This window comes from Sporosarcina sp. FA15, from assembly GCF_051550195.1.
Taxonomy (GTDB): Bacteria; Bacillota; Bacilli; order Bacillales_A; family Planococcaceae; genus Sporosarcina; species Sporosarcina psychrophila.
In genome coordinates this window covers 3,552,501-3,555,000 of sequence record NZ_CP188818.1, presented here as the reverse complement: position 1 = coordinate 3,555,000, position 2,500 = coordinate 3,552,501, and the positions used below count along the sequence as shown (strand labels likewise).

Sequence of the window (2,500 nt, the reverse complement as noted above, 5' to 3'; positions counted from 1 at the left end):
ACCTGGAGATAGCTGGTTCTCTCCGAAATAGCTTTAGGGCTAGCCTCAAACTTAAGAATCTCGGAGGTAGAGCACTGTTTGGACTAGGGGCCCATCCCGGGTTACCGAATTCAGACAAACTCCGAATGCCGATGATTTATGTTTGGGAGTCAGACTGCGGGTGATAAGATCCGTAGTCGAGAGGGAAACAGCCCAGACCACCAGTTAAGGTCCCCAAGTATTCGTTAAGTGGAAAAGGATGTGGCGTTGCCCAGACAACCAGGATGTTGGCTTAGAAGCAGCCATCATTTAAAGAGTGCGTAATAGCTCACTGGTCGAGTGGCGCTGCGCCGAAAATGTACCGGGGCTAAACGAATCACCGAAACTGTGGATTGACATCTTAGATGTCAGTGGTAGGAGAGCGTTCCAAGGGCGTCGAAGCTAGACCGTAAGGACTGGTGGAGCGCTTGGAAGTGAGAATGCCGGTATGAGTAGCGAAAGAAGGGTGAGAATCCCTTCCACCGAATGCCCAAGGTTTCCTGAGGAAGGCTCGTCCGCTCAGGGTTAGTCAGGACCTAAGTTGAGGCCGAAAGGCGTAGACGATGGACAACAGGTTGATATTCCTGTACCACCTCCCCGCCGTTTGAGCAATGGGGTGACGCAGTAGGATAGGGTGAGCGCGCTGTTGGTTATGCGCGTCTAAGCAGTGAGGTGTGGAATGAGGCAAATCCCGTTCCTATAACATTGAGCTGTTACAGCAAGGGGATTTATCCCTGAGTCCCTGATTTCACGCTGCCAAGAAAAGCCTCTAGCGAGGCGGGAGGTGCCTGTACCGCAAACCGACACAGGTAGGCGAGGAGAGAATCCTAAGGTGATCGAGAGAACTCTCGTTAAGGAACTCGGCAAAATGACCCCGTAACTTCGGGAGAAGGGGTGCTCTGGTAGGGTGTTAAAGCCCGAGAGAGCCGCAGTGAATAGGCCCAGGCGACTGTTTAGCAAAAACACAGGTCTCTGCAAAACCGCAAGGTGAAGTATAGGGGCTGACGCCTGCCCGGTGCTGGAAGGTTAAGAGGAGAGGTCAGCGCAAGCGAAGCTTCGAATTGAAGCCCCAGTAAACGGCGGCCGTAACTATAACGGTCCTAAGGTAGCGAAATTCCTTGTCGGGTAAGTTCCGACCCGCACGAAAGGCGTAACGATCTGGGCACTGTCTCAACGAGAGACTCGGTGAAATTATAATACCTGTGAAGATGCAGGTTACCCGCGACAGGACGGAAAGACCCCGTGGAGCTTTACTGTAACCTGATATTGAATTCCGGTGCAGCCTGTACAGGATAGGTAGGAGCCTTGGATTCCGGAGCGCTAGCTTCGGATGAGGCGTTGGTGGGATACTACCCTGGCTGTATTGGACTTCTAACCCATGCCCCTTATCGGGGCAGGAGACAGTGTCAGGCGGGCAGTTTGACTGGGGCGGTCGCCTCCTAAAGAGTAACGGAGGCGCCCAAAGGTTCCCTCAGAATGGTTGGACATCATTCGTAGAGTGCAAAGGCATAAGGGAGCTTGACTGCGAGACCTACAAGTCGAGCAGGGTCGAAAGACGGGCTTAGTGATCCGGTGGTTCCGCATGGAAGGGCCATCGCTCAACGGATAAAAGCTACCCCGGGGATAACAGGCTTATCTCCCCCAAGAGTCCACATCGACGGGGAGGTTTGGCACCTCGATGTCGGCTCATCGCATCCTGGGGCTGTAGTCGGTCCCAAGGGTTGGGCTGTTCGCCCATTAAAGCGGTACGCGAGCTGGGTTCAGAACGTCGTGAGACAGTTCGGTCCCTATCCGTCGCGGGCGCAGGAAATTTGAGAGGAGCTGTCCTTAGTACGAGAGGACCGGGATGGACATACCTCTGGTGTACCAGTTGTCTTGCCAAAGGCATCGCTGGGTAGCTATGTATGGACGGGATAAATGCTGAAAGCATCTAAGCATGAAGCCCCCCTCGAGATGAGATTTCCCATTACGCAAGTAAGTAAGATCCCTCAAAGAAGATGAGGTTGATAGGTCTGGGGTGGAAGCACGGCGACGTGTGGAGCTGACGGATACTAATCGATCGAGGACTTAACCAATTTTGAAAAGGGCTTGATTACCCTGATTCTGTGTAGCACAATGTCTGTTTTATTCAGTTTTGAGCGAACAAGCTCAAAGAGTCTGGTGACGATTGCGAAGAGGTCACACCCGTTCCCATCCCGAACACGGAAGTTAAGCTCTTCAGCGCCGATGGTAGTTGGGGGTTTCCCCCTGCGAGAGTAGGACGCCGCCGGTCTCATTGAAAGGTCATTACCTTATAGGTAGTGGCTTTTTTTGTGTTTGTTTTTAATTTTCAATAATAATTTGAGGTCGTGTTTGGCGATAAGTAGAAGTATAAAGTCGAAACATTCGCCTATCGTCAAAATGTGAATCTGACCTTATACTATGTTACGTCTGTTAATTAACCACTATCTTACATAAAGCACCTGTAAGAAATGCATAAAAG

General features: G+C 51.5%; 2 rRNA genes (1 of these 2 running past the window's edge). Both read left to right on the top strand.

The window, feature by feature from the left end:
• Positions 1-2,093: ribosomal RNA gene (locus ACP8HG_RS16775) — 23S ribosomal RNA — on the top strand (it extends 839 nt beyond the left edge of the window).
• Between the two features lie 81 nt (positions 2,094-2,174).
• A 5S ribosomal RNA gene (gene rrf / locus ACP8HG_RS16770) occupies positions 2,175-2,290 on the top strand.
• The last annotated feature ends 210 nt before the right edge of the window (positions 2,291-2,500 follow it).